Below are 22,458 nucleotides of genomic sequence, written 5' to 3' on the forward strand. Positions count from 1 at the left end.
GTTAATTCACCCTTTCTAATTTTTCATTACTTGCTGCAATTAATAAGTTTAGTTTGGCTAATGCTTTTCCAGAGTCAATGCTATATGCCGCTAGTGTAATTCCTTCTTCAATCGTTTCTGCTTTTCCATTTGCAAAAAGGGCTAGACCTGCATTTAATAAAACTGTATCGCGGTAAACATTCTTTTCTCCGCTTAATACTCCGAGCGTAATCTTTGCATTTTCTTTCGAATCCCCGCCTCTAATCTCTTCGTTTTTCACTATTGAGAAACCATATTTCTTAGGTTCAATACTCGTTTCTACTATTTCATTATCTTTCAAAATGACAACATAATTCTCTCCTTGTAATGATGCTTCATCTAAAAATCCACTTCCGTTTACGACAAGCGCTTGTTTTCTGCCTAGTTTCTGTAATACTTGCGCAACTGGTAGTAACATATCTCGTTTATAAATGCCGACAAATTGTGTTTCTAAATTTACCGGATTTGTTAAAGGACCAATTAAGTTAAAAATCGTCGGCACATTCAATTCTTTTCTTATTTTCATAATGCGTCTTAATGCTGGATGCATCGCTGGTGCAAATAAAAATGCAATGCCGACATGCTCTAATAAATAATCAATTTCGTTTGGCGTACTGCTAATATTTACACCGAGTTCTTCTAATAAATCTGCACTTCCTGTTTTACTAGAAACAGCTCGATTACCATGTTTTGCAACCTTTACGCCAGCTCCTGCCAGTACAAATGCCGATGTTGTACTAATATTAAACGTTTGGGCACCGTCACCACCCGTCCCACAATTGTCCATCGCTCCTTGTATATGGTTCGAAAACGGTAATGCCTTTTCACGAAGAGCTCGAACAAGGCCGTATATTTCTTCTGCTGTTTCACCTTTCGCTTTCAGTAATACTAAGAAAGCTGCAATTTCACTCTCCAATATGTTTTCATTTAATAAAAGAAGCCCTGCTCTATACATCTCCTCTTCTGTTAAATGTTGTCCCTCCACTAATTTACGAAGATAGTTATTCATACTCTTTCCTCCTCCTTCACCTCTGTTAAAAAGGCATGTATTAACTTTCCACCTTCTTCTGTCGCGATTGATTCCGGATGAAACTGTAATCCGAATAGCGGATAATAATTGTGACGAACTGCCATAATTTCTCCATCGTCCATCGCTGTCGCTAGTATGTCAAAACACTCTGGCAAACTCGTTTGCGCTGCAACAAGGGAATGGTAGCGCATCGCCGTTAATGGCTGTGTTACATATGAAAAGATTGAAGTTCCATTATGTTTTACACGTGATGTTTTACCGTGTTTAATGCGTCCTGCTCTTACAATGTCTCCTCCAAATGCTGATATAATTGCTTGATGACCAAGGCAAATACCTAATATGGGAACGTTCTTATAAAAATGACGAATCACTTCGATACAAATGCCAGCATCCTCTGGTTTTCCTGGTCCTGGTGATAGCACAATTCCTGTTGGATCCATCCCTTCTAACTGTTCTATCGTTATTTGATCATTTCTTACGACAACAATTTCTTGTTCGCATTCACCTAACAGTTGATACAAGTTATATGTGAATGAATCGTAATTATCAATTAGTACAATCATTTCATTACCTCCAAAAGCGCTCTCGCTTTATTTAACGTTTCTTCATATTCAGCTACTGGGTCTGAATCATAAACAATTCCCGCTCCTGCCTGAACGTATGCTTTTTCATCCTTTACGACCATCGTTCGAATGGCGAGCGCCATATCAAGGTTCCCTGAAAAACTAACGTATCCAACTGCACCCGCGTATACATTTCTTTTTTCATTCTCTAGCTCATTTATAATTTCCATCGCTCTAATTTTCGGAGCTCCTGACACTGTTCCTGCCGGTAGGCAATACGCTAATGCATCAAATCCACTCATTTGTTTTCGCAATGTTCCGTAAACTTCAGATACAATGTGCATAACGTGAGAGTATTTTTCTACTTTCATATATTTATCTATCGTCACGGATCCAATTTCACTTACTCTGCCAATATCATTCCGACCAAGATCTACAAGCATCATATGCTCCGCTCGTTCTTTCTCATTTTCTAACAGTTCTTTTTCAATTTCCGCATCTTGCTCCTTCGTTTTCCCTCTCAGCCTCGTACCCGCAATTGGATTCGTCATCACCTTATCTTCTCTAACTGATAACAAGCTTTCCGGCGAAGAACCGAGTACAACATAATCTTGGAAATCGATATAGAACATATATGGTGACGGATTGGCAATTCGAAGTTTTCGGTATAACGCGAATGGATCCCCAATACATTCACTTTGCAAACGCTGTGACAGTACGACTTGGAATATGTCCCCGGCTCTTATATGTTCTTTCGCCGTTTCTACCATCACGTGAAATTCTTTTTCAGTTATTGAAGAAGTAAATGATAATGTTGATCTTATTTCAGTTACTTCAGATTCTTCTCCCTGTAATACTTCCTCTTTGTATACTCGCAATCTTTCATATACTTCTTCATAAGAAGCTGAATCGTCTTCCCTACATACATATACAAATGATAATTTTTGGCGTAAGTGGTCATACACGATAAACTCACGGTACAGTAAAAGGTGTACTTCCGGAATATTCAATGGATCGTGTAAATCTGCTCCAATGTGTTCATACTGCCGAATGACGTCATAACCAATATAACCAACTGCTCCTCCGCAAAACGGGAATGGACAGTCTACTTGAGCTGACGCGATTTCTTCTTCTAACACTTGTAGTACGTTACCTTGCAGCTTTTCTGCCCTGCCGTAAATCGTTCGTTCCACTTCCGTACCAATGCTTTTCACTTCACCATACGGATTACATCCTAAGTAAGAATAGCGTCCTTTATCTTGATGAAGCTGGGAGCTTTCTAATAAAAACTTTTTCTTTCCCTTCATACGTCTATATAAAGAAATTGGCGTAACGCTATCTCCTTCTTCTTCAGCGATTACTAAAAATGCTCTTCCCTGTTCTTTTTGCTTCATAAATTCCTCTTTTGTCATCATGCCTTTCACCTCAATCTGAAAAATAAAAAAGTCCCCTACATATCGAAAATATGTAGAGGACGATAAATTTACCGTGGTACCACCTCATGTTGGACGCAAAAGCATCCCGCTTTGTTCAGGTACAAAATATATACCTTATCCTTGTAACGGCGGAACCCGGGTTGCCTACTGAAAATAATTGTTCAGCATACCTCTCGTAAGCCCATTCCGTATATGGCACCGCACCGGGCTCCCACCTATCCCCGGCTCTCTGTAACGTCTCCAATATACGTACTCTTCTTACTTCAACGATTTCATTTATTTAATTTTTTGTACACAAAAAGGGAGTACTCATCCTATAGAAAGGACGGGTACTCCCGTGGTGCCACCTTAATTCGTTACGAATGTAACGCACTTTACCGTATCAAAAACAATACGTGTCTCTTGTATCGATGAGATCATGTCGCCAAAGCCTACTTCTTTCGTTTCGGTTTGGAAGCTCCGAAGCCCATTCCACATCAATCCCATACTGATTCGCACCAACCATCAGCTCTCTGACATGTTCATCATGTGTACTCTTCTTCATCAACGCTTGCACTTTTTAAGTTGCACTCATTATAGACCTAACTTTTTTCACAAGTCAATACTTTTTTAAAAAATTTATTTTTCGCTCCTTTCAATATTATATTGACAAAACAACCTCTTTTTATGTAAATATAATAAATACTCTATTAAAAATAAGGTTTTTTGCATGAATATTATATATTAAAAAAGTAAAATGATGTCAAAAAACGCTTACATTTCTGAAAATTCATATTTCTGTATGGATTTTTCAGAATAATCATGATAGATTATAAATATGCATAACGCATCAAAAGACATGACAAAAGAAAGGGGAACTACATGAGTACGCAGATGTTAATTTTAACTTCTATCTCTATTTACATGCTCGGGATGCTAATTATCGGCTATTTCGCTTATAAGCAAACATCCAACTTAACAGATTATATGCTTGGCGGGCGTACACTAGGCCCCGCAGTAACAGCATTAAGTGCTGGAGCAGCTGATATGAGTGGTTGGCTTTTAATGGGCTTACCCGGTGCAATGTTTAGCGTTGGATTAAGTAGTAGTTGGATTGCGATCGGCCTAACATTAGGCGCATACGCAAACTGGATCTACGTCGCTCCTCGCTTACGTACCTACTCTGAAATTGCAAACAACTCTATTACTATCCCAGAATTTTTGGAACACCGTTTCCACGACAAATCCCATATGCTACGCCTAGTATCTGGACTTGTTATTATGATATTTTTCACGTTTTATGTAGCTTCAGGATTTGTCTCTGGCGCTATATTATTCGAAAATTCATTTGGACTCAATTACCATGTTGGTCTTCTTATCGTTGGTGGAGTTGTCGTAGCTTACACGTTATTTGGTGGATTTTTAGCTGTAAGTTGGACAGACTTCGTGCAAGGAATCATTATGGTAGTCGCTCTTATTCTTGTTCCAGTCGTAACAATTATGCACGTAAATGGACTTGGTCCAGCATTTGAAACAATTAAATCTATCGATCCGGCATTATTAGATATTTTTAAAGGTACTTCTGTATTAGGAATTATTTCATTATTCGCATGGGGCCTTGGTTATGTTGGACAACCACATATTATCGTACGCTTTATGGCGATTTCTTCTGTAAAAGAAATTAAAAGTGCACGACGTATTGGTATGAGCTGGATGATTTTCTCTGTTGTCGGAGCTATGTTTACTGGCCTTATCGGTATTGCATACTATTCAAAAGCAGGTTTAAAACTTTCTGATCCAGAAACGATTTTCGTTGAACTTGGCACTATTTTATTCCATCCACTTATTACTGGATTTTTATTAGCAGCTATTTTAGCAGCTATTATGAGTACAATTTCTTCTCAACTTCTCGTTACTTCGAGTGCAGTAACAGAAGACTTATATAGAACATTCTTTAAGCGTGATGCTTCTGATAAAGAACTTGTATTTGTCGGTCGTATGGCTGTTCTTGTTATTGCTTTAATTGGATGTGCATTAGCACTTAAACAAAATGATACGATTTTAGCTCTTGTTGGATATGCTTGGGCTGGGTTCGGTTCTTCATTCGGACCTGCTATTTTATTAAGCTTATATTGGAAACGTATGACGAAATGGGGCGCGCTTGCTGGTATGATTTCTGGCGCCGCTACTGTTATCATATGGACTCAGTTTAAATTCTTAACAAACTTCTTATATGAAATGATTCCTGGTTTTTCTATTAGTTTAATAGCAATCATAATTGTTAGTTTACTAACACAACCTTCAAAAGAAGTTGAAGAGCAATTTGAGAATTTCGAAAAACAACATAGTCATAATCTATAAAGGAAAAGCTCTGCTGTTATCGTATCAGCAGAGCTTTCTTTTTATGAAAGTTCGACAATCTTCTACTCGAATTTAACAATTTCTTTATGTTTCGTTAAATTAAACATAACACTACTCCTTTATAGTAGTACTATCAGCACTTATACAGGAAGGGGACTCCAGCATGTTAGCAGCTTTCCAGCAACAACAAACACGAAAATTTTCACCTATTACAAATACTTCTGCGTCTCGTTTGAACATACAACCTAATCCACCTAAAATTTCAATCGCTCCTTCTGTTATTTCAGTCATTGGTGTTCATATGGAAAAAAATAAGTTGAAAGTAAGAACTGGACAAAGCACTGAGTTATCAGCCTCCGTTTTGCCAGTGCAAGCAACGAATAAAGAACTTATTTGGACAAATATGAATGCTGATGTTATCACAATGTATCCAAAAGGTGATACGGTAACGATTACTGGAAAAAGTGCCGGAAGAGCAGTCGTAATTGTCACAACTACTGAAGGAAAGTTCCGTGACCTATGTATTATTCATGTACAACCTTATATGACAAATCCAAAGTAAAAGAGTGGCTTCCTAGCCACTCTTTTACTTGATTTCAATGTGTGAATTTTTACTTGTAACAAGATTGATGAATTGGTCTTTATCTTTAGGAGAAATAACTTCTGTTTTATGTGCGCCGTAAACAATTTCAAGTCGATCCAATGACAATGCATGAGCAGCTATTGGATTTTTCGTATTTGAAATTTGTTTTATATCTCGTATAAATATGCTTTTTTTAACGAGACCTGATCTAATTGTAATTGTTTCTTCTCCGACGATGTATTTTGTCGAAAACCAACTCACATAAAGAATATTGCTAACGGAATTGTAAAAAATAAAAGAAAATACTCTTTTCCTGCAAATAGAGGCGCAAAACACGCTCCAATGACAACGAAAAAAATCGGATATAACCATATATCTTTTTTTGATGGAAATTCCATTAAACTTCCCTTCCTCCCCTATATTTCTGTAAAACAAAAAGAGAAGTATCACAACTTCTCTTTTCTCCTCTAACATTATAATTCCTGTGTATACGCCGGCTCATTTACTACACTTTTTGCTGTTCGTTTTTGTTGCTGTAGTAAGAAAACAGATACACCAAACAATACGAGCATGCTACCGATAATTTGCATGACATTTAGTCTTTCACCGAGTAAGAAGAACGCTAATATAGATGCTCCAACTGGTTCACCTAAAATACTCATTGAAATTGTTGTTGCATTTACGTAGTTTAATAACCAATTATTAATGACGTGTGACACTGTCGGCACAACCGCAAGTAAAAGAAAAACGGTCCAATCCCACTTCGTATAACCTGTAAAAGGCACTTGCAATACTATATTATAAATCCCCATAAAAATACCTGCGAATGCAAAAACTGTAAAGCTATAAATCCAGTGTGATACTTTCTTTACTGTTGTTTGCCCGATAAATAAATAACCGACAACCGCTATGACACTTAAAAAGGATAATATATCTCCATAAATCGCTTGTTCACTTAACCCTAAATCTCCCCACCCAATACACATTACGCCTAGTATCGCTATTCCCATTGTCGCAATGGCTGAGTATGTTGTTCTTTCTTTAAATAAGAAAAAACCTCCAACTAAAGATACGATTGGTTGAAGCGCTAAAATAATCGTCGAACTGGCAACTGTCGTATGCTTTAAAGATTCAAACCACAAAAGAAAATGAAGCGCTAAAAAGAAACCAGATCCAATTAAAAATCCCCAATCTTTTATTTGAATCTTACTAAACTCTTCCCGTTTTTTCCAAACGATAGGCAGCATAATAAGTACGATAATCCATAATCGATACATACTTAATATTGAAGATGGTGCTGAGGACATCTTTACAAAAACTGCTGCGAATGAAATGGCTATAATGGAAATTGCTAATGGTAGCGCGATTGATCTTTCTTGTTTCAAATTCCGTCTCCCCTCTCACCTGTCAAAAATCCCACTTCATTATATCCGTTTTCTTTCACAACTTAAATACTAATTTTTTAGATTCTTCGTACCATTATGGTAAAATAGAAACGAAAGCACCTATTAGTGAATATTTCTTTCTTTTTCACTACAAGCGTCGCTCTTACAATCATTACAGTAAATTTTTATTTAGGGGGATCTACATGAATCAAACAATAGGGAGAATTGAAGAAATTTCATTTTATAGCGCATCACTTCAAGAAGATGTTACACTTCTCGTTTACTTACCGGTAAATTACACACCACTGCACAAACATACAGTTGTAATTGCACAAGATGGTAGAGATTATTTTCAGCTTGGTAAAGCGCACCGTGTAATTGAGCGCCTTCGTGAAACTGAAGAAATTGACCGTACAATTATTGTCGGTATTCCATATAAAAATGTACACGATCGTAAAGAAAAATATTTCCCAAATGAAGTGAAAAACGCTGCGTATATTCGTTTCCTTGCTCATGAACTGGCACCATATATCGATGAAAATTATCCAACGTACCAAATGGGAAAAGGTCGTGTGTTAATTGGTGATTCTCTTGGTGGGACAGTTTCCTTCATGACTGCACTTATGTATCCGCATACATTCGGTAAAGTCGTTATGCAATCACCATTTGTGGATGAAACAGTGATGAACTTAGCAAAAGACTTTAAAAATCCGGAAGCGCTAGACCTTTATCACGTCATTGGGACAGAAGAAACAGCTGTAAAACGCACTGATGGACAAGTATCCGATTTCGTTGGGCCGAACCGTGAGCTCAATACGATTCTGACAGATAGAAATTTCATCACACATTACGAAGAATTTGAAGGTAACCACACGTGGAAATATTGGCAAACTGACTTACCGAAAGCTTTCTCTCATATTCTATCAATGAAATAATAGAGAGCAGTATTCAGAATAATTTGATATAATAGATTAAGAGAGTTATTTTCTCAAAATCTAACTAGACTTACAAAGGGAGGAATTGGAACATGAAATTAGGCATTGTAATTTTTCCATCTAAAATGATTCAGGATAAAGCGAACGGATTGCGTAAACGTTATGATCCGCACTACGCATTAGTTCCGCCACATATTACATTGAAAACACCCTTTGAGACGCAAGATGAACAATTAGAATCGATTGTAAAAGAGTTACATACAATCGCAAGTAAAACGAACCCTTTCACCCTTCATGTCGGAAAAGTTGGTTCATTCGCACCTGTTAATAATGTTCTTTATTTTAAAGTAGAAAAAACACCTGAACTTACTTTCTTAAATGAGGAAATGCATAGCGAATTCTTTATACAAGAACGCGAGTACGCTTTCGTACCTCATTTGACAATCGGACAAGGCTTATCAGATGCAGAGCATGCTGATGTATTAGGTCGATTACGTATGAAAGATTTCTATTATGAACAACCAATTGATCGCTTCCATCTTCTATATCAATTAGAAAACGGAACGTGGACTGTATACGAAACATTCCACCTTGGAAAGGGGAATAACTAATTTGCACGCACAGATCGTACAAACGGACGAACAACTAAGAGATGCATTCTCTGTACGTAAGCAAGTATTTGTGAATGAGCAACAAGTTTCTGCTGACGAAGAGTATGATGAGTTTGAAGAAACTTCAACACACGTTGTTATATATGATAATGATGTTCCAGTTGGTGCTGGTCGTTTTCGCATACTGGATGGAATAGGAAAAATGGAACGCATTTGCGTACTAGCTTCCCATCGTAAAAAAGGCATTGGAAAAATTGTTATGGATGCACTTGAAGCGTATGCGAATGAAAACTCGCTACCAAAATTAAAGCTGCATGCCCAAACACATGCTGAAGATTTCTATAAGAAGCTTGGATATGTAACGCATTCTGATGTATTCATGGAAGCAAATATTCCTCACATCGTTATGATAAAAGAATTGTAATTTGAAAACAGGAGGTATCCCCTCCTGTTTTTTACATTGCTATTTTCTTTTTCTTCCGCTAAAGTTAAATGTTGATGCTATAGTTTTGAAGGTGAATATATGACACAAGAAAAATTTTCACAAAAATCATTAACGCACGCTGACATTCCGCGTGCAACATATCATATTCCGAAAACATCTACCCATTTAATTATGGAAGAAGATGCAGATGCGGCGTATTTTCGCGCTCTCGAACAACAAAATGTTTTTTTAAATGAAAAACAATTAGAGGCTGTGCGAACGACAGAAGGCCCTGTTCTTACATTAGCTGGTGCCGGAAGCGGGAAAACATCTGTTTTAACAACCCGCGTAGGTTATTTAGTAAATGTAAAACAAGTTCATCCACGAAATATTTTATTGCTTACATTTACACAAAAAGCAGCTGAAGAAATCCGAAACCGTGTAGCAAATTTACCAGGTATGAATCGTGCTGCAAGTAGCTACGTTGTTGCTGGTACATTCCACTCTGTCTTTTTAAAATTGCTTCGTAGTCAAGGATATAATCAGCAAATTTTAGCAAACGAAAAACATAAACAAATTATGATAAAGAAAATCTTGAAAGAATTGCGTCTAAAAGACGATTATGATGCTGAAACAATGCTCGCTATGATTTCACTTGAGAAAAACAAATTGAATCGTCCGAAAGATGTAAAAGCAAAAACACCCGTTGAACAAGAATTTAAAGAAGTATACGAGCGTTTTGAAGAAGTAAAACAACGATATAATTATATTGATTTCGATGACATCTTATTAGAAACATATTATATGTTAGAAAATAACGTTCCTTTGCTTACCCAATTACAACAACGTTTCCACTATATTGAAGTAGATGAGTTCCAAGATACATCGTATGCACAATATGAAATTGTAAAATTGTTAGCCACGCCAAGAAATAATTTATTTATCGCAGGTGATGACGATCAGGCGATATATGGCTGGCGAGGAGCAAGTCACCAAATTATTTTATCTTTTCCAAAAGAATTTGATAACACTACGATTATCGCACTTAATACGAATTATCGATCCAATCCTTTTATCGTCGGACTTGGAAATGAAGTTATCAAACTAAATCAAGAGCGTTTTGATAAAGAGCTATATTCTGTGCGTGAAGAAGGTGTACAACCTTTTTACGCAAGACCTGCTACGACTCTTGATGAAGCAAATCAAATTTTGCAGCTCATTCAAGAAAAAGTAGACAGCGGCGAACGCAACTTTAAAGATTTTTGTTTACTGTATCGCACACATTCTGTAAGCCGTTCGTTACTTGATCAGCTTACAATTCACAAAATCCCGTTTATTAAGCACGGGGCGAGTCAATCATTTTATGAACATTCTTTAATTAAGCCTGTATTAGATCATTTAAGACTGGTGATTGAACCGTTTCGACTAGAATCACTTTCAAATATATTGCCAACTATGTATATCGGGCGTGATGATTGTATTTCATTTATTGAACGCGAACAATGGAAATATGGTGAGGGGCGGTTCCCTTCTCTTCTTCATTTCTTATTATTAAATCCGAGCTTAAAACCTTTTCAAGTAAAAAAGGTAAATGAGCGTATCGATTTTATTAAATTTATAAAAGAATTAGAACCGAAAAAAGCATTAAAAGAAATTATTCATGGTAAAGGAAAGTATTTAGAGTACTTACAAAGTAACGATCGTTCTTCCTTTACGATGCATAAAGATATACAAGAAGAAATGTTAGAAGAATTAATGGAGTCAGCAACTCGTTTCACCGATATTACAGCTTATTTACAATTTATTGACGAAGCAATTCAAGGTCAAAAAGAAATGGAAGCATTAAAAACAATGCCGGAAAAAAATGCTGTTTCGCTTATGTCTATTCATAACGCAAAAGGCCTTGAATTTCCATGCGTCTTTTTACTTGGAGCGAGCGATGGTATTCTTCCCCATACTTCTTCTTTAAAAGATGCAAATGATCGTGTTACAGAGACTTCTGAAGCTTTAGAAGAAGAACGTCGACTACTTTATGTCGCAATTACACGTGCAAAAGAAGAACTTTACATTTCCTCTCCGCAATTTTTTAGAGGAAAAAAATTAGATATATCTCGTTTTTTATATACTGCGCGAAAAGATTTACCTGAAAAGACATCCACTAAATAAGGATGTCTTTTTTTTATATTGCATTATGTACATCCCTACTATATAAATTCCCTGTTTTTATCATGATAATTAACGTAATATCAGCCATATCCGATTCATATTGTAATAGTGTATGTCAGAACTCACGATAAGGAGTGAACATAATGAGCTGCAATTGTAACGAAGACCATCATCACCATGATTTTGATTTCAACTGTGTATCTAATGTTGTTCGTTTTATACATGAACTGCAAGACTGTGCAACGACAACATGTGGATCTGGTTGCGAAGTTCCATTTTTAGGAGCACATAACAATGCATCAGTAGCAAATACACGCCCTTTTATTTTATACACAAAAGCCGGAACACCTTTTGAAGCATTTGCACCATCTGCAAGCCTTACTAGCTGCCGATCTCCAATTTTCCGTGTAGAGAGTATAGATGATGATGACTGTGCTGTACTCCGTGTATTGACTGTAGTTTTAGGTGATGGTACCTCTGTACCACCTACTGACGATCCAATCTGTACGTTTTTAGCTGTACCAAATGCAAGGTTAGTGTCGACATCTACTTGTATTACTGTTGATTTAAGTTGTTTCTGCGCTATTCAATGCTTACGTGATGTTTCTATATAAAACTAAATATTAATTTAAGCATGGATTGGGTGGCAGAGTTTTCTGCCACCCAATCCATGCTTAAAAGGTATTATTATGTATTTTTCATAAAATTGGGAACTTGTCTAGAACATAGAACCTGTCCTTTTCATTAACTGAAAGTAGAAACAGATAAAGGAGTGAAAAACATGTTCTCTTCTGATTGCGAATTTACTAAAATCGATTGCGAGGCGAAACCAGCTAGTACACTACCTGCCTTTGGTTTTGCTTTCAACGCTTCTGCACCTCAGTTCGCTTCACTATTTACACCATTACTATTACCTAGCGTAAGTCCAAACCCAAACATTACTGTTCCTGTAATAAATGATACAGTAAGTGTTGGAGATGGCATTCGAATTCTACGAGCTGGTATTTATCAAATCAGTTATACATTAACAATTAGTCTTGATAACTCACCTGTTGCACCAGAAGCTGGTCGTTTCTTCTTATCATTAAATACACCAGCTAACATTATTCCTGGATCAGGTACAGCAGTTCGTTCTAACGTTATTGGTACTGGTGAAGTAGACGTATCCAGTGGTGTTATTCTTATTAACTTAAATCCTGGCGATTTAATTCAAATTGTACCAGTTGAGTTAATTGGAACCGTAGACATCCGTGCTGCAGCATTAACAGTTGCACAAATTAGCTAGTAAAAAGCGGTATTTCTTCATTAGAAATACCGCTTTTTATATGTATAATAAAAAACACTCACAGTAACATGAGTGTTTCATTCTTCATAGTGTTTTATTGTGTTCTTCTTTTTCCCACAATTACATCCCTTTTTCTTCACAAATCCTTGTTGTTGCAATTGTTCTTGATATGCCTGTTGTTGCAATTGGTGTTGTTGCTGTATATGATACCATTGCTGCAGATCATATGAATTTTGCCTTGGATTATTGCTCACAGCAAACATCTCCTCTACTTTAAAATCTGTCAATTTACTATATGAACAACTTCTTATTTCCGTTCCCTCATTCTTTTAAACTCCGCTTTTTCTCGTATTATGAAAATATATTATTCTCCTATAAAATATCCTGTAATTGTTTCAATTATTGCCGCTGCACCTGCAATGGCTAATAATGCAAGTAACGGCTCTGCAACGATAGGAATCCAATTATATACACCTAATAAAAAAGCACTAACCCATACACCTGTACACCAATAACAGCTTAATAATTCACCAACCCACTTTCTTAATCCTTTACCTTTTACTTTTGTAAAGGTTGATACACTTCCATCAGGCTCCGTAATCTCTAGCTCATCAATAAACGGTCTTCGCAAAAAGGCTGTAATTTTATCATAAACAATTAAACGAGTGAGCCTAAAAGCAGCTAACGCGAAAATAAAAAATAAAAGCCAGCTTGTAAACAGCATGATTCCACCTTCCCTTATCTTCTTTCGCCTATTTAAAAAAAAAGGTCTTGAGATTGTGACCAAATCTCTCCGACTCCAATATCTTATTAATGTAAATACAAACAAGAAGATAAGGAGTGACATTAATGAGTTGTAACGAAAATAAACACCATAGCTCTTCTCATTGTGTAGTTGACGTTGTAAAATTCATCAATGAATTACAAGATTGCTCTACAACAACGTGTGGATCTGGTTGTGAAATTCCATTTTTAGGAGCACACAATACTGCAGCAGTAGCGAATACACGCCCTATTATTATATACACAAAAGTTGGATCACCTTTTGAAGCATTTGCACCATCTGGAAGCCTTACTAGCTGTACTTCTCCGATTTTCCGTGTTGAGAGTGTAGATGATGGTAGCTGTGCTGTGCTACGTGTGTTAACTGTAGTATTAGGTGATGGATCCCCTGTACCACCTAATGATGACCCAATTTGTACGTTTTTAGCTGTACCAAATGCAAGACTAGTATCGACATCTACTTGTATCACTGTAGATTTAAGCTGTTTCTGTGCGATTCAGTGCTTACGCGACGTTTCTATCTAATAAGTTAAGTAAACTAAAAAACTATTGGGGTGGTAGAAGATTTTCTACCACCTTTACATATTTAAAAACCTGCCATACTAATCGATTGGATATCATCTATAGATAACCGAATATCTCTCATACTATTTGGCGGCATAATGGATACAATGCCATTACGATACGATATGATCGATCCAACATATGAGACTGTAGCTGTTTTTATTCTGCACCTTACTTTCGGAATGTAATGAGGGCGGTTTAATAAAAAATGAATTTTCTCTTCATTATTCATATCCTTAAATGATTTATTATACGGGACAGTTCTCACTGGCTCTTGCTGTTCTTTCTGTTCTTGTTGCTCTTGTACTTGTTCCTCTTCTTCTATTGTTTCTTCTACTTGTTGCTCTTCTTGCTCTTCTTGCTGTTCTATTACCTCTTCCACAGCACTACTTACAACATTTTCGTTTCTATTACTTTCCTCTTTTCGATCCTCATTCTCAAAGTTTGTTAAGATAATTCTTTTTATTTTCGGTGCAGCAAGTTCCAAATTTACTTGCGCAATATATAACAACGGTTTTCCAACTGTTGAACTTTTATTTTTATTCTTCACACTCGTCCCTCCCACTTCCATACGTAGCTGAATAAATCGTGTACTATTATAGTTATATTCATAACGTGGTAAGAACTTTCGTTAAAAATCGTTCTTTCTAAGAACAAATAAAAAGGACAATCTCAACATGTAGAGATTGTCCTTTAAAAATTAATATTATATTTATCCTAGGATATGATACCCTGAATCAACGTGAATGTTTTCTCCTGTTACGCCGCGTGCTAAATCACTGAATAAGAATACTGCTGTATCCCCAACTTCTTCTGGAGTTGTTGTACGACGAAGTGGTGCGCGCTCCTCAATTTCTCTTAAAATTGAGTTAAAGTCGCCTACGCCTTTTGCAGATAACGTACGAATTGGTCCTGCAGAAATAGCGTTAACGCGAATGCCATGTTGGCCTAAATCGTTAGCTAAATATTTTACGCTCGCTTCTAATGAAGCTTTCGCAACACCCATAACGTTATAGTTTTTCACAACGCGCTCGCCGCCAAGGTATGTTAACGTTAAAATATTTCCGCCTTCTGTCATTACTTTCTTCGCTTCTCTTGCTACAGCTGTTAAAGAGAATGCACTAATATTTTGTGCAAGTAAAAATCCATCGCGAGAAGTATCTACAAATTCACCTTTTAAATCATCACGATTTGCAAAAGCAATACAGTGTGCAACACCGTGAATTGTACCAACCTCTTGCTTGATTGTTTCAAAGCAAGCTGTAAGTTCTTCATCATTCGTTACATCACAAGGTAATACAAGTGATTCTTGTCCTTCTAATGTGTCCGCTAATTCACGAACGTTTCTCTCTAAACGTTCTCCTGCATATGTGAAGATTAATTTTGCACCTGCATTATGCAAAGAGCGAGCAATTCCCCACGCAATACTTCTTTGGTTCGCAACGCCCATAACAACAAATGTTTTCCCTTGTAATAGTTCCATGATATATCCTCCCAGAAATACTTATACTTGTTATTAGTACCTGATACTATAATTATAGTAACATAAAACCTCTTAAAGGCAAACAAAAAAGTCATTAACTTAAAATTGTTAATGACTCTTTGTTTCTATAAAAAACCGCTCTAATCCTTCTTCCCAAGAAGGCATTTGTGAAAAACCATTTAACCGTAGCATGTTATGTTGAAAAACAGAATATTTCGGTCTCGCTGCTGCCGCCCCAAATTCTTCGGTTGAAACAGGTAATGCATTCACTTTCATATTTGCATACGAAAATATTTTTTGGGCAAATTCAAACCAAGAACATGAGCCTTTATTTGATACATGATACGTACCGTATAAAGAAGTATGAATGAGCTTATTAATCATCACATTTAAATCCGCCACATAAGTAGGAGAACCAATTTGATCCGCTACAACAGATACTTCTGCTCTTTCTTTCCCTAATCGTATCATCGTTTTCACAAAATTGTTTCCATACTTACCATATAACCACGATGTTCGAACGATAAAATATTTATTATGTAACTCTTTGACAAACTGCTCTCCCGCATACTTAGAAGCCCCGTATACATTTATCGGTGATGGATTATGAAACTCATGATAACCATCTGGTCTGTCACCTTGAAATACATAATCGGTACTAATATAAACTAACTTTGCCCCTACTAATTGTGAAGCAACCGCTACATTGCGAGCTCCTATTGCATTTATTACATAAGCAAGGTCTTGTTCTTTCTCAGCATGATCAACCTTCGTATACGCTGCACAATGAATAATTATATGTGGCCTTATCTCTTGTACCACTTGCTGTATTTGGGATATATTTGTTATATCTAGTAACTTTTTATCAAGTGGATATATGTCATATTCTTCAGGATTTAACTCTTCTTGTAGTTGCTTTCCCAATTGACCATTTGCTCCCGTTATGATAATCCGTTCTTTCATTTATATGCCCCTTATTTTTCTTTTAATGGTTTCCACCATTCTATATGATGTTCATACCATTCCACCGTTTCTTTTAGCCCCTGTTCAAACGTATACTGCGGTTCCCACCCGAGCTCATTCTTCATCTTTTGTGCATCAATCGCATAACGACGATCATGCCCTAAACGGTCTGTAACATACGCGATATCTTCTTTCGTTTTTCCTAAGAGAGAAATAATTTGTTCCACAACATCTACATTGGTTTTTTCATTATTTCCACCTATATTATATACTTCTCCTATACGTCCCTTATGCAGAACAACATCAATCGCACTACAATGATCCGTTACATGTAACCAATCTCTTACATTTAATCCATCGCCATATAACGGTAGTTTTTTTCCTTCCAGCGCATTCGTAACCATTAACGGAATTAACTTTTCAGGATATTGATACGGCCCATAGTTATTGGAGCAACGCGTTACTATAACTGGTAATTGATATGTTTTATAATAAGATAAAGCTATCATGTCGGCGCTCGCCTTGCTTGAAGAGTATGGACTATTTGGAGCTAACGAGGTTTCCTCGGTAAATCGCCCTGTTTTCCCTAAAGAGCCGTACACCTCATCTGTTGATACTTGCACGAGTTTAATATGTGGATATTTTTTTACTAATTCTAATAATGTGACTGTCCCAATTACATTTGTATCATAAAAAGGGATCGGATTTTCAATACTACGGTCCACATGTGATTCAGCTGCGAAATTTACAATCACATGGACGTCTCGCCCTTTTATGACATGCTCTAGCAGCTCTCCATTTTGAATTTCCCCTTTTACAAAAGAGTAATTAGGATGCCCTTGAAGAGACTTCACGTTATTTAAATTCCCGCTATATGTTAATGCATCGAAATTAATAATTTTATATGTTTCATATCTTTGTAACATGTAATGAACAAAGTTACTTCCAATAAATCCGGCCCCACCTGTTACTAATATATTCATATAACAACTCTCCTACTCAAAAGCTATCTTCGCATTCCTGAAGTAACGGTAATATTCGATCTTTATCAGACAAAATAGGACTTGTTACCGGCCATGGAATTGCTAATTCTTTATCGCTCCAAAGTAACCCTGAGTCATGCTCGGCGCTATAATATTCATCTACTTTATACATAACAATCGTATGCGGAACAAGTGTACAAAAACCATGTGCAAATCCTTTTGGCACTAATAATTGCCGGTGATTATCTGCACTTAAAATATATCCTCTCCACTGTTGAAACGTTGAGGAATCTTTTCGTAAATCGACGATAACGTCATAGATTGCTCCTTGCATAACTTGAATAAGTTTCGTTTGTGCTTTCGGATTTTTTTGAAAGTGTAATCCCCGAATCGTTCCCGCCTGCGCTGAATAAGATACGTTATCCTGTACAAATGAATAAGTAATCCCTAATGTTTCTAGCACCTTCTTATTATAACTTTCTGTAAAAAAGCCACGCTCATCTCCAAATAACCTCGGTTCTAACAATTTTGCGTCGGTAAAGTTTGTTTCTATAACTTTCATATTCTCACCTATTCTCCGTTAAACTGTTTCCCAAAGTTTATATCCCGCGCTAACGTATTCGCCTTTTGAAGAGAAATATGAGTTCCCGCATCAGTCCACCAACCGCTCATTTCATTATAAGTAAGTACCCCTCGTTTTAAATACCAATTATTAATATCTGTAATTTCAAGTTCCCCCCTTGCGGAAGGTTTTAATTCTTTTATATAAGAAAAGACTTTCGAATCATACAAATAAATTCCTGTAACTGCATAGGAACTTTTCGGCTCTTTCGGTTTTTCTTCAATTTCAATTATTTTTCGGTTTTGAATATGCGCTACACCAAATCTCTCCGGATCATCTACAGATTGCAGCAGTACTTTCGCGCCTTCTTTTTGATTTGCAAACTCTTCAACATACGGACGAATATCATCAGAAAAGATATTATCTCCTAATATAACTACCATACGATCGTTCCCGACGAAACTCTCACAAAGTCCTAATGCTTGCGCAATTCCGCCAGCCTTATCTTGCACACGATACGTAAAGGACACGCCAAACTCTTGACCGCTTCCTAAAAAACTAACAACATCTCCCATATGCTCTTTACCTGTAATAATCATAATATCTGTAATTTCGCATTGTTTTAGCTTATATACCGCATGATATATCATTGGATATCGTCCAACAGGAAGCAAATGTTTATTCGTTACTTTCGTTATTGGATATAATCTCGATCCAGTTCCACCTGCTAAAATAATTCCTTTCACCCTGCATCTCTCCCTTATGATGGAGATAATATATCTTTGTAATGTTCTACAAACACTTTCCGATATTTCTCATATGTATCCGCATCAAACTCATCCCCGTTGTAGTGAATACACCATAAATTCGCTTGATTAGGGATACCAATTAAATAACCCGCCTTTTGAAACTCTAAAGACTGCGACACATCATAAAAGTGAAACCCTTGAAACAAGTCTTCTCGCCACGGAATATCATATTGTGTGGCCATTAATAACCCATCAATTGCCTGAACTGACATAAATGATTGATTCCCATAAAACAGCTGATCTAAATTTAATAATTGATAATTCTGTCTTCTATACTCAATCACTTTCCCTACTAAATTTTTCCCTTCCCACCATATCCCATTGCTCGGTAAAAACTGAGCACCAGCTACTCCAATTAAACCAAGTTTTTCGTTATCTTTAAAAAGAGAAATGAGTGTATAAAACATCTCACGATTAATAAGATAAGTATCTTGATGTATATAAACCTTATACTTCGCGGGATATGAAAGTGCTCGGTTATATGCACTTGCCATACTTTTCGCATCTCGTATCGGAAAAATTTGTACAACATAACCAGGGGGAACAAAAAGGTTTCTTATTTGTCTCTCGCATTGTTCAAATAGCTCTTCATTATTTATACAAACAACGACTAATATTGTATGATCTTTCATTTTGTAGCCCTCTATTCGTCTTGATTTACATCTGACATATAGTGCTCCACAAATATCTTCCTATACTTTTCATAGTTGGTCATATTCACATCAATATGATAGTGAATACACCACGCATCACGCTGCGCAGGAACCCCAACTGTATATCCAGCTTTTCTAAATTCAAATGATTGAGACACATCATAATAGTCAAACCCATCAAACAAGTCTTCACGCCACGGAATATCGTATTGTGTGGCCATTAATAACCCATCAATACATTCTACAGGCATAAATGTTTTTGACTCATGGTACGGCTTTTCTTGACTTGCCATATAAAATAAATCATTCATATAACCAATTACTTTTCCAACAACTCCTCTACCTACATTCCATATTCCATTCGGAGGAACATATTGGGCTCCAACCATACCAATCATTCCAAGATGTTCATGATCCTGAAATAATTGCAGTAACCCGTATAAAAATCCCATATTTACAATGAAAACATCTTGATGTATATACACTTTATATTTCGCCGGATGCGAAATTGCTTGATTATATCCGCTTGTCATACTTTTCGCATTCCGAATCGGCATAAATTGTACAATATATCCTGGAGGCACTGCCAATCTTAATATATGTCTCACGCACTGTGCATACATTTTTCGATCATTTATACATGTAACAAATAATATTGTTTTATCTGCCGCACTCATAATTGTGATTTTTCTGCTTCAATTATATATTGAAATACAACCGTCTCAGCCATGAAGCCACTTCCAAGACGATATTTTTTACAAATCCCATATAACTCCTCAATTAACGGTTCATACATTTTGTGATCAATATATACACGATCTACTTTACTAATTGAATAACCCGCTTTTAGAAACATTCGCAGCATTTCATTAAATGTAAAGAAGCGAATATGCGTTTTATCTAATAAGCCATATTCTGTATACGTCCAATTTCCAGCAAGTAAGGGAGCTAATACTGAAATGTGAGCAACGTTTGGTATACTAGCTAAAATCACACCATTTTCTTTTATATATGGCTTTACTTTTTTTATTACAGACCACGGATCAAATAAATGCTCTAGTACGTCCCCAAATATAATGCAATCAAATTGTCCCTCTTCATAAGGAAGATCTACTTTTTCTATATCCCCTAAAATAACATGATCTAGTCTTTCTTTCGCTTTTTCGGCCGCCTCTGGGAATGCCTCAATTCCTGATACACGTGTACCATTTTCTTTAATTGCCGCTCCCAATGCACCGCTCGAGCAACCAATATCAAGAACTTCTTTCCATTCCTTCTTTATATGCTTTAATAAATTCGGATTCGCTGCATTAAAATAATGCTCGGACTTTTCTTCATATAAAGAACTTTTTTCACGATTCATTTCACACACTCCTTATGCAAATTGAATTTGAAATATAAATCTCATATAAATTCTATAAAGTGGAACTTTCATCAGTGATTGTTTTGTTCCCCCACTGATTATTAACTTTTACCAATCGAACGTTTACGAGCAGCGGAGATCCCTACCTAACTACTTTGCTCCAACCTAATTTTTTGATGGAGTTCTTACTGCTCACAAATAGCAAGCTAAAAGATGTTACCTGTATTGGTTACATGACTGATACTCTAATATATAACCAATCTATGAGAGTTAGAATAACGATAAACCATTTCTAAAAACACGAAATCTATTACTCTTTATATTGTTTATCAAAAACATCCCGAAAATATTTACGGTTATATTCAATTGCAGCATTATTCGGAACATAAGAAGCTGCTAATTCATTGTAATAATAAGCTTTCTCTTGCTCTCCTAACTTGCTATAACAAATGCACATTTGTAAATATGGAAGCCATGTGTAGCTAGCTGGACTGTGAAAAGGACTCTCTGTCGCCATTGGTACTTCCGTTGCAAGTTTAAACCAAAATATTGCTTCATTATATTTTTGGTGTTCCATATATATATATCCTATTCTTGTACAATTCTCTCCTCTAGGAACATCATACCGAAACGATTTCACACAAGATTCAATTGCCTTTTCCCATAATCCAAGCTTCGCATAGCAATCTCCTAACTTACCGCATGCATAAATTTTCTCTTCATACCATCCTTCGTCTTGATCAAGAAATGTTTCATAAAGAAGAACTGCATCATCATATTTTTGGTTATCCATAGATTCATTTGCGTAATAAAATAAATCTCTCGCACTTAATTCTTCTCCTGCAGCTACGGCATTTTGAAAAATTTTCAAATTACGATTTGTTACCTTTTTTTCTTTTTTATGTGTAATAGCAACATTACTATTAAAAGTCTCACCAGAAATAGCTAAATACTCATGAACCTTTCCAAACCATTGAAATTGTTTTTCACGCTTTACAAGTCGATTTCTTTTTGTACAATATAAAGGTTTCCCGTTAGAATCCATTGCAAGATGATAAGGCATCGAAACTGCATCAATTTTAGGATCTAGCTCTCTTTTTAAGGTTTTCAATGCTTCTTGTGCATCTTCTAATAATATGTCATCTGCATCTAGCCATAATATATATTCTTGCGTCGCTTTTGAAAAAGAAAAATTTCTCGCTGCCGCAAAATCATCCATCCATGGAAAGTCATATATGTTAGAGGTATATTGAGCTACAATTTCTTTCGTTCGATCAATGGAACCTGTATCAACTATAATAATTTCATCAACAATTTTTTCTACTGTTTCCAAACAACGGGCTATCGTCTCTTCCTCATCTCGAACAATCATGCATAAACTAATTGTAATTCCTTGCTTGTTCAACATAATCACCCTCTTCCAAATCAATCATATGTTATACACATGCTAAACTTTCCATTTTTTTAAATTATTCAAGCTGTTTAAGATTTCTTTTCAATAATTCAAATGTCCGTGTCA

The 22,458-nt window shown here is 36.2% G+C and carries 25 protein-coding genes, 1 pseudogene and 2 other annotated features; of the genes and pseudogenes, 9 read left to right on the forward strand and 17 right to left on the reverse strand.

Annotation, left to right across the window (positions count from 1 at the left end; genetic code table 11):
• Window position 1: 1 nt before the first annotated feature.
• Genes trpD through trpE form a run of 3 tightly spaced genes read right to left on the reverse strand, consistent with a single transcriptional unit; the run spans window position 2 to window position 3,026 of the window.
• The gene (trpD, locus tag QCI46_RS21415) at window positions 2–1,027 is read right to left on the reverse strand and encodes an anthranilate phosphoribosyltransferase (protein ID WP_046957046.1); all 1,026 of its coding nucleotides are present in this window, start codon (window positions 1,025–1,027) and stop codon (window positions 2–4) included.
• A complete protein-coding gene (locus QCI46_RS21420) occupies window positions 1,024–1,611 on the reverse strand; it encodes an anthranilate synthase component II (protein ID WP_353841329.1) in 588 nt (195 codons plus the stop codon). The genes trpD and QCI46_RS21420 overlap by 4 nt, the downstream gene beginning before the upstream one ends.
• Complete coding sequence (trpE, locus tag QCI46_RS21425; RefSeq protein WP_353841330.1) at window positions 1,608–3,026, reverse strand: anthranilate synthase component I; 1,419 nt, start codon at window positions 3,024–3,026, stop codon at window positions 1,608–1,610. The genes QCI46_RS21420 and trpE overlap by 4 nt, the downstream gene beginning before the upstream one ends.
• A 52-nt stretch (window positions 3,027–3,078) precedes the next feature.
• Window positions 3,079–3,323, reverse strand: a binding site (T-box leader).
• Window positions 3,324–3,365: 42 nt separating this feature from the next.
• Window positions 3,366–3,603 (reverse strand) — a binding site (T-box leader).
• 305 nt (window positions 3,604–3,908) lie between these two features.
• On the opposite strand from trpE, the gene putP reads away from it, so the two are divergent.
• A complete protein-coding gene (putP, locus tag QCI46_RS21430; protein WP_327958003.1) occupies window positions 3,909–5,387 on the forward strand; it encodes a sodium/proline symporter PutP in 1,479 nt (492 codons plus the stop codon).
• 163 nt (window positions 5,388–5,550) lie between these two features.
• Complete coding sequence (locus QCI46_RS21435) at window positions 5,551–5,949, forward strand: Ig-like domain-containing protein (RefSeq protein WP_046958298.1); 399 nt, start codon at window positions 5,551–5,553, stop codon at window positions 5,947–5,949.
• 24 nt (window positions 5,950–5,973) lie between these two features.
• Here the strand turns inward: QCI46_RS21435 and QCI46_RS21440 are convergent.
• A pseudogene (locus QCI46_RS21440) lies at window positions 5,974–6,368 on the reverse strand (PH domain-containing protein).
• Between the two features lie 75 nt (window positions 6,369–6,443).
• Window positions 6,444–7,355: a DMT family transporter gene (locus QCI46_RS21445; protein WP_353841331.1), complete on the reverse strand. Its 912-nt coding sequence runs from the start codon at window positions 7,353–7,355 to the stop codon at window positions 6,444–6,446.
• A 203-nt stretch (window positions 7,356–7,558) separates the two neighbouring features.
• On the opposite strand from QCI46_RS21445, the gene QCI46_RS21450 reads away from it, so the two are divergent.
• The 6 genes from QCI46_RS21450 (at window position 7,559) to exsF (ending at window position 12,776) form a co-directional block, all read left to right on the forward strand.
• Complete coding sequence (locus QCI46_RS21450) at window positions 7,559–8,290, forward strand: alpha/beta hydrolase (protein WP_353841332.1); 732 nt, start codon at window positions 7,559–7,561, stop codon at window positions 8,288–8,290.
• A 92-nt stretch (window positions 8,291–8,382) separates the two neighbouring features.
• Complete coding sequence (locus QCI46_RS21455; RefSeq protein WP_000765870.1) at window positions 8,383–8,901, forward strand: YjcG family protein; 519 nt, start codon at window positions 8,383–8,385, stop codon at window positions 8,899–8,901.
• 1 nt (window position 8,902) lies between these two features.
• Window positions 8,903–9,325 (forward strand): GNAT family N-acetyltransferase, encoded by a 423-nt coding sequence (locus QCI46_RS21460; protein ID WP_046957039.1) that lies wholly within the window; start codon window positions 8,903–8,905, stop codon window positions 9,323–9,325.
• Window positions 9,326–9,424: 99 nt separating this feature from the next.
• Entirely contained in the window at window positions 9,425–11,491 is a 2,067-nt protein-coding gene (locus QCI46_RS21465; RefSeq protein ID WP_075308461.1) for an ATP-dependent helicase, read from the forward strand.
• Between the two features lie 143 nt (window positions 11,492–11,634).
• Window positions 11,635–12,105: a spore coat protein CotY gene (cotY, locus tag QCI46_RS21470; protein WP_172552869.1), complete on the forward strand. Its 471-nt coding sequence runs from the start codon at window positions 11,635–11,637 to the stop codon at window positions 12,103–12,105.
• A 167-nt stretch (window positions 12,106–12,272) separates the two neighbouring features.
• On the forward strand, window positions 12,273–12,776 hold the full coding sequence (gene exsF, locus QCI46_RS21475) for an exosporium protein ExsF (protein ID WP_044795500.1): 504 nt from the start codon (window positions 12,273–12,275) through the stop codon (window positions 12,774–12,776).
• 77 nt (window positions 12,777–12,853) lie between these two features.
• Here the strand turns inward: exsF and QCI46_RS21480 are convergent, their stop codons facing one another.
• Both QCI46_RS21480 and QCI46_RS21485 read right to left on the reverse strand, forming a co-directional pair.
• Window positions 12,854–13,039: a hypothetical protein gene (locus tag QCI46_RS21480; RefSeq protein WP_063224588.1), complete on the reverse strand. Its 186-nt coding sequence runs from the start codon at window positions 13,037–13,039 to the stop codon at window positions 12,854–12,856.
• 101 nt (window positions 13,040–13,140) lie between these two features.
• The gene (locus tag QCI46_RS21485) at window positions 13,141–13,500 is read right to left on the reverse strand and encodes a DUF1360 domain-containing protein (protein WP_075308459.1); all 360 of its coding nucleotides are present in this window, start codon (window positions 13,498–13,500) and stop codon (window positions 13,141–13,143) included.
• Window positions 13,501–13,625: 125 nt separating this feature from the next.
• Between QCI46_RS21485 and QCI46_RS21490 the strand changes: the two genes are divergently transcribed.
• Window positions 13,626–14,084 carry a CotY/CotZ family spore coat protein gene (locus tag QCI46_RS21490; RefSeq protein WP_075308457.1) on the forward strand — a complete coding sequence of 153 codons (459 nt, stop codon included), beginning with the start codon at window positions 13,626–13,628 and terminating at the stop codon, window positions 14,082–14,084.
• Window positions 14,085–14,145: 61 nt separating this feature from the next.
• Here the strand turns inward: QCI46_RS21490 and QCI46_RS21495 are convergent, their stop codons facing one another.
• The 10 genes from QCI46_RS21495 to QCI46_RS21540 form a co-directional block, all read right to left on the reverse strand.
• Window positions 14,146–14,694 carry a spore coat CotO family protein gene (locus tag QCI46_RS21495; RefSeq protein WP_353841333.1) on the reverse strand — a complete coding sequence of 183 codons (549 nt, stop codon included), beginning with the start codon at window positions 14,692–14,694 and terminating at the stop codon, window positions 14,146–14,148.
• A gap of 141 nt (window positions 14,695–14,835) precedes the next feature.
• Entirely contained in the window at window positions 14,836–15,606 is a 771-nt protein-coding gene (gene fabI / locus QCI46_RS21500; protein WP_000421885.1) for an enoyl-ACP reductase FabI, read from the reverse strand.
• Window positions 15,607–15,714: 108 nt separating this feature from the next.
• Entirely contained in the window at window positions 15,715–16,569 is an 855-nt protein-coding gene (rfbD, locus tag QCI46_RS21505; protein ID WP_353841334.1) for a dTDP-4-dehydrorhamnose reductase, read from the reverse strand.
• An 11-nt stretch (window positions 16,570–16,580) separates the two neighbouring features.
• Window positions 16,581–17,552, reverse strand: a complete 972-nt coding sequence (gene rfbB / locus QCI46_RS21510; RefSeq protein WP_353841335.1) for a dTDP-glucose 4,6-dehydratase — start codon at window positions 17,550–17,552, stop codon at window positions 16,581–16,583.
• A gap of 16 nt (window positions 17,553–17,568) precedes the next feature.
• Window positions 17,569–18,114 (reverse strand): dTDP-4-dehydrorhamnose 3,5-epimerase, encoded by a 546-nt coding sequence (gene rfbC, locus QCI46_RS21515; protein ID WP_353841336.1) that lies wholly within the window; start codon window positions 18,112–18,114, stop codon window positions 17,569–17,571.
• A gap of 8 nt (window positions 18,115–18,122) precedes the next feature.
• On the reverse strand, window positions 18,123–18,860 hold the full coding sequence (locus QCI46_RS21520) for a sugar phosphate nucleotidyltransferase (protein WP_353841337.1): 738 nt from the start codon (window positions 18,858–18,860) through the stop codon (window positions 18,123–18,125).
• 14 nt (window positions 18,861–18,874) lie between these two features.
• A complete protein-coding gene (locus QCI46_RS21525) occupies window positions 18,875–19,555 on the reverse strand; it encodes a glycosyltransferase family protein (RefSeq protein ID WP_353841338.1) in 681 nt (226 codons plus the stop codon).
• Between the two features lie 11 nt (window positions 19,556–19,566).
• On the reverse strand, window positions 19,567–20,253 hold the full coding sequence (locus QCI46_RS21530) for a glycosyltransferase family protein (protein WP_098095544.1): 687 nt from the start codon (window positions 20,251–20,253) through the stop codon (window positions 19,567–19,569).
• The gene (locus QCI46_RS21535; RefSeq protein WP_048526716.1) at window positions 20,250–20,939 is read right to left on the reverse strand and encodes a class I SAM-dependent methyltransferase; all 690 of its coding nucleotides are present in this window, start codon (window positions 20,937–20,939) and stop codon (window positions 20,250–20,252) included. Before QCI46_RS21535 ends, QCI46_RS21530 begins: the two co-directional genes overlap by 4 nt.
• A 310-nt stretch (window positions 20,940–21,249) precedes the next feature.
• On the reverse strand, window positions 21,250–22,347 hold the full coding sequence (locus QCI46_RS21540; RefSeq protein ID WP_098129973.1) for a glycosyltransferase: 1,098 nt from the start codon (window positions 22,345–22,347) through the stop codon (window positions 21,250–21,252).
• Between the last annotated feature and the right edge of the window lie 111 nt (window positions 22,348–22,458).

Source organism: Bacillus cereus group sp. RP32 (assembly GCF_040459735.1).
Classification (GTDB): Bacteria; Bacillota; Bacilli; order Bacillales; family Bacillaceae_G; genus Bacillus_A; species Bacillus_A wiedmannii.